At 55.4% G+C, this 5335-nt stretch carries 3 protein-coding genes and 2 pseudogenes; 2 read left to right on the forward strand and 3 right to left on the reverse strand.

The annotated features are described in order from the left end of the window. Positions 1–50 precede the first annotated feature (50 nt). From CH74_RS17220 to CH74_RS17230, 3 genes and pseudogenes are all read right to left on the reverse strand, one after another. The gene (locus CH74_RS17220; RefSeq protein WP_048308777.1) at positions 51–722 is read right to left on the reverse strand and encodes a metal-dependent hydrolase; all 672 of its coding nucleotides are present in this window, start codon (positions 720–722) and stop codon (positions 51–53) included. A gap of 110 nt (positions 723–832) precedes the next feature. Continuing rightward, positions 833–1374: pseudogene (locus CH74_RS17225) on the reverse strand (gamma carbonic anhydrase family protein). Between the two features lie 30 nt (positions 1375–1404). Further along, positions 1405–2743 (reverse strand): annotated as a pseudogene (locus CH74_RS17230) (sodium-dependent transporter). A 170-nt stretch (positions 2744–2913) separates the two neighbouring features. Between CH74_RS17230 and prlC the strand changes: the two are divergent. Together prlC and CH74_RS17240 are read left to right on the forward strand one after the other, a co-directional pair. Beyond that, a complete protein-coding gene (gene prlC / locus CH74_RS17235; RefSeq protein WP_048308778.1) occupies positions 2914–4962 on the forward strand; it encodes an oligopeptidase A in 2049 nt (682 codons plus the stop codon). 11 nt (positions 4963–4973) lie between these two features. Continuing rightward, positions 4974–5219: a YheV family putative zinc ribbon protein gene (locus CH74_RS17240; protein WP_048308779.1), complete on the forward strand. Its 246-nt coding sequence runs from the start codon at positions 4974–4976 to the stop codon at positions 5217–5219. Positions 5220–5335: the final 116 nt, after the last annotated feature.

Genomic DNA, 5335 nt, shown 5'->3' on the forward strand with positions numbered 1-5335 from the left:
CCCCTATTTGATAGTGATTCATCAGCATAAATAGCGCTTTAGCGTGATTCTCAAAACCAATATCCCATGCCTTGGGACACAAGCTGCGTCAATGCGGACCAAGGTGGTAGCCACGGGATTAGGGCACTCATCAATAACAGCATCAGCAGCGAGTTTAGCGGCTCACGGTAGTCGAAAAACTTGAGCGCCGTACCGAATGAACGCTTCACTCGGATACCGACAAGATCAACGCTATAGCATTCATCCAGAAGCAAATGCACCATCATACCAAACCCCAGAGCAAGCCCATGAGCCCAGGCCATCCAGGCACTTTCTAAAAAGAACTGATAGCTGGCACAGGCTGTCAGTAAGCTGCCCAATAATGTCGCGAGAAGAGAATGCCAGATACCTCGATGAACGGAAAAGTGCTTGAATACCGCGCTAAGCACGTAGCGTATGCCGAGAAAGAGCACGGCACAGAGCATCAATAGCATTCCCGGCGCCAACTGTTCTTGAAACATTAGCGCTCCACTGACTGTAGCAAGTGCAGCGAGCAAGGTGAAAACCAAACGGACGGCATGAGAATTATCAGAGTCGATATCAGGCAGAATGCCACCAAAAGCAATCAATACCGTTATTGGTACCGCCTCAAGCGTTGGCCAAAGCGACATTTGCCGGCCACCTAGCCCCACCAATACGCCAGCAACCGTGGCGACACTCAGGTGGGTACGAAAATTGGCCATCAAAAACCTCGCATACTGGATAAAAATCCAGATTATGCGAGGAATGGTTCAACAAAACAATCAGTTGCCGAGCAGCATCAGCTCTAAATAGAGGCATCCAGCCTCTTCAACTAATCTGTCTGGCTATCGACAAGATATTGATCTTTGAGTCTGACATAGTTGCTTGCCGTATAGGCGAAGAACTCTCGCTCGCTGGCCTTGAGTTCACGCAAGGGTTTGGCCGGATTTCCTGCGTAGACATGGCCGCTTTCCAGCGTTTTTCCCGGCGTCACTACCGCACCAGCGGCAATGATCACCTCATCTTCGACGACCGCACCATCCATGACGATGCGCCCATGCCCACCAGGATACGACTACCCAGAGTACAGCCATGAAGAATGGCCTTGTGCCCAATGGTGACATCATCGCCAATGGTCAGCGGATAGCCCCCAGGATTGAAATCACTGGCATGAGTGATATGCAATACGCTGCCATCCTGCACACTGGTACGCGCGCCAATGCGGATACGATGCATATCGCCGCGAATCACCGTCATCGGCCACACCGAACAGTCATCGCCCAATTCGACATCTCCCAGCACAACGCAAGCAGGATCGATATACACTCGCTCGCCGCACTGCGGTGTTTGCCCCTGAAAAGTTCGAACTGTCATGTTCAGCTCCTAGAATGGTTGCAGGTACATTCAGAATAGATCGGATACCAGTACGATCACGACCAGGGGAATGGAAACGTACCGCACCAGGGTTTGCCAGAGACGAAAACGCTTGGCATCAACCCCCAAGGCCTGTTGCGCTGTTTCCTGTGCCATGATCCAGGCAGCGAAGATAGCAATCAACACCCCGCCCACCGGCAGGAAGACATCCGTAGATCGTGGTCACAAGATCGAAGAAGTTCATCTCGCCGATCCAATGTACGTCGGCCATGGTGGAAAACGACAGGACCGAAAGCATACCTGCCGCCCAGACCAGTGCACCGATGATCGCAGTCGCATGACCACGCTTGAGCCCTGCATCTTGCAACGTGACGACCATTGGCTCCGCTAGATTGATCGAGGACGTCCAGGTGGCCAACAGCAGTAATAAGAAAAAAGTGCTCAGCCATAAAGAACCGCCGGGCAGTTGGGCAAAGGCAATGGGTAACGTCACGAACATTAGCCCCGGCCCTTCACCGGGATCCATGCCCTGGGAGAACACCACCGAGAAAATGGCGATACCCGACAGCAACGCTACCGTCACATCGAGTATCGCGACCGCGACTACGGCCCGAGGCAGGCTCTGATGCTCCGGCATGTAAGCGCCATAGGCCATCAGCGCACAGGCGCCTAGTGCCAGAGTGAAAAAGGCATGGCCCATGGCATTCAACACCACGGAGCCCGTAATAGCGGAAGGATCCGGAGCGAACAGCCAAGCCATGGCAGCACCGAAACCATCGGTCGTAGTGGCGTAGATGGCCAGTATCAGAAGCAGCAGATACAGCAGCGGCATCAGTAGATTATTGAGTTTTTCCAGACCACCGGAGACCCCTGCCGCAACCACGGACATGGTCAATAACAGAAACAGCGTATGGTTGAAGGTCATACGCAGGGGGTCGGCAAGGAAGGCATCGAAGCTGGTGCCGATCTCCTGAGGCGAGAGGCCTACGAAATTCCCATTGACCGAGTCGACCAAATACTCGATCGACCAACCCGAGACCACGGAGTAGAAAGAGAGAATGAAAAATACCGTGACCCCACCAAATGCTCCCAACCAGCGCCAATGAGGCGTGGCGCCAGCCGCTCGAGCAAGATGTGCCAAGGACTGCATGGGACTGCGGCGTCCGGCACGACCAATCAGAATCTCTGCCATCATTACCGGCAGCCCTAGGGCGATCACGAATACTACATACAACATAAGAAAGGCGGCGCCGCCGTTTTCTCCGGTCATGTAGGGAAAACGCCAGATGTTACCCAACCCCACGGCGGCACCGGTTACCGCTAGAATAAATGCACGCCGCGTACTCCAGCGCTCCAATGTTTCGCCCATGTATGCCTGCCTGCGTTGTGTTCGATGAAGCCGTATCGTTCCGACGTTAAAGGCGCGAGAGTAGCAGTCTGACTTTCAGCGGCCAATCTTGCCTGTGCGATATTGAAACGCAGCGCTGGCAGCCGCATCTAAACTAACAATCATGCTCATCACGACAAGGAACTGTGTCCATGCCCAACAACCCACTTCTCGAAAGTCATACGCTGCCACCCTTCGGTGAAATTCAGCCCGACCATGTGGTGCCGGCGATCGAGCAGATTCTTGATGAGAATCGCAGCGCCATTGATCGCCTGGCCGAGAAAGCAGCTCATTCTCCTCGCTGGTCGACTCTGGCGGCACCGCTTGAAGAGCTCAACGATCGTCTGTCCCAGGCCTGGTCACCGGTGTCACATCTTAATGGCACCATGAACACACCGGCACTGCGAGAAGCGTATCAAACCTGCCTGGCCAAACTCTCCGACTATGGCACCTGGCTAGGTCAGCATGACGGATTGTTTCGCGCCTACCAGGCATTGAAAGACTCTAAAGCCTACGGCGATCTCGACCATGCCCAGCGGCGCTCGGTGGACAACACCTTGCGAGATTTCCATCTTGCCGGCGTCGACTTACCTGCAGAGAAAAAACGTCGCTATGGTGAAATCCAGGCAAAACTGTCGGAGCTTTCCAACAGCTTTTCCAACAACGTGCTGGATGCCACCCAGGCCTGGCACAAGGACGTAAGCGACGCAGCCAAGCTCGACGGCCTGCCTCAAAGCGCCTTGGATACGCTCAAGGCCAACGCCGAGGCCAAGAATCTCGAAGGGTATCGTATCACCCTGGATTTCCCCAGCTTCTATCCGGTACTCACCTATGCCGATGACCGAGAGCTGCGCCGGGAAGTGTATACCGCTTTTGCCACCCGCGCTTCGGATCAAGGCCCCAATGCCGGGGAGTACGATAACGCTGGAAATATCGAACAGATCCTGGCACTGCGTCATGAACTTGCCCAGCTGCTCGACTTTGATACCTACGCCGACTACTCCCTGGCCACCAAGATGGCGGAGTCACCTGCGCAAGTACTCGAGTTTCTCGAAGACCTTGCCAGACGTGCTTATCCCCAGGCTCAGGAAGAGTTCAACGAACTCAATGCCTTCGCTGAGGAAACCCTGGGGCTGACGAATCTCGAACCCTGGGATGTAGGCTATGCCAGCGAAAAGCTGCGGGAATCGCGCTACGCCATTTCCCAGGAGCAGCTGCGGCCCTACTTCCCGGCCCCTAAGGTGATTGATGGCTTGTTCAAGGTCACCGAGCGGCTTTATGGCGTGCAGTTCGTCGAAGACGAGGACGTGCCTCGCTATCACCCGGATGTGCGCTTTTTTGAGATTCGCGAAAGCAATGTGCCTATTGCCGGTTTCTATCTTGATCTCTATGCCCGGGAAGGCAAGCGTGGTGGCGCCTGGATGGACGAGTGCCGGGTGCGCCGTCAACGCGAGGACGGCAGCCTGCAGTTACCTGTCACCTATCTGACCTGCAATTTCACTCGCCCGGTAGGCGACAAGCCGGCCCTGCTAACCCATGATGAGGTAACCACGCTGTTTCACGAGTTCGGTCATGGCTTGCACCATATGCTGACCCAGCAAAGCGTCGCCGATGTCTCGGGCATCAATGGGGTTGCCTGGGACGCGGTGGAACTGCCCAGCCAGTTCATGGAGAACTTCTGCTGGGAGCGGGAGGGTCTTGACCTGCTTGCCTCTCATGTCGATAGCGGCGTGGGTTTGCCGGATGAACTGCTTGAAAAATTGCAGGCCGCCAGAAACTTTCAGTCCGCCATGGGCATGCTGCGTCAAATCGAGTTTTCACTGTTCGACTTTCGTTTGCATTACGAACTCAAAGAGCCAACCGCCAGTGACGTTCAGACGCTGCTGGATGAGGTACGCGACAAGCTTTCTGTCGTACCTCGCGCTGATTTCAACCGCTTCCAGACTAGCTTCAGTCATATTTTCGCCGGTGGCTATGCGGCGGGTTATTACAGCTACAAATGGGCCGAGGTGCTCTCCGCGGACGCCTACAGCGCCTTCGAGGAAGCCGGCGTATTCGATGAAGAGACGGGCACGCGCTTTCGCCAGGAAATCCTCGAGCAAGGCGGCTCAAGAGATGCAGCAGAGCTGTTCCGTGCCTTTCGCGGACGCGATCCCAGCGTCGACCCTCTACTACGCCATAGCGGCATTCGTGCTGCTTGAGGAGGATACTGATGACGACACCCAAACGCTTCATCGCCGGGGCGATCTGTCAGCGCTGCGCCGCCATGGACAAGATCCGTACCTGGGAACAGAACGGCATCCGCTATCGTGACTGCGTGGCCTGCGATTTCTTCGAGCAGCTACCCATTGAGCAGTCAACGAATGCCGAGGAGCTCGAGACCCGGGTCAATCGCACCCGGGAGGAGCAGAAGAAGAGCGATGTGCAGACCGTGCGCATCCTCGATCCCAAAAGCTGATCGCCTCTCTATCAAAAAGGCCTCCAACAAATGGAGGCCTTTTTTGTTCATGTGCCGCATGCATGACCCGAGAGACTACTTGCCAACCGTGCCGCAGGCGATGCGCGAACCGCCCC

Origin of the sequence: Halomonas sp. PR-M31 (genome assembly GCF_001039575.1) — a bacterium.
Taxonomy (GTDB): Bacteria; Pseudomonadota; Gammaproteobacteria; order Pseudomonadales; family Halomonadaceae; genus Modicisalibacter.

Bases quoted from the DNA above. Each gene is read 5' to 3' on its own strand.
- prlC (WP_048308778.1), top strand. From the start codon at position 2,914: ATGCCCAACAACCCACTTCTCGAAAGTCATACGCTGCCACCCTTCGGT.
- CH74_RS17220 (WP_048308777.1), bottom strand. From the start codon at position 722: ATGGCCAATTTTCGTACCCACCTGAGTGTCGCCACGGTTGCTGGCGTA.
- CH74_RS17240 (WP_048308779.1), top strand. From the start codon at position 4,974: ATGACGACACCCAAACGCTTCATCGCCGGGGCGATCTGTCAGCGCTGC.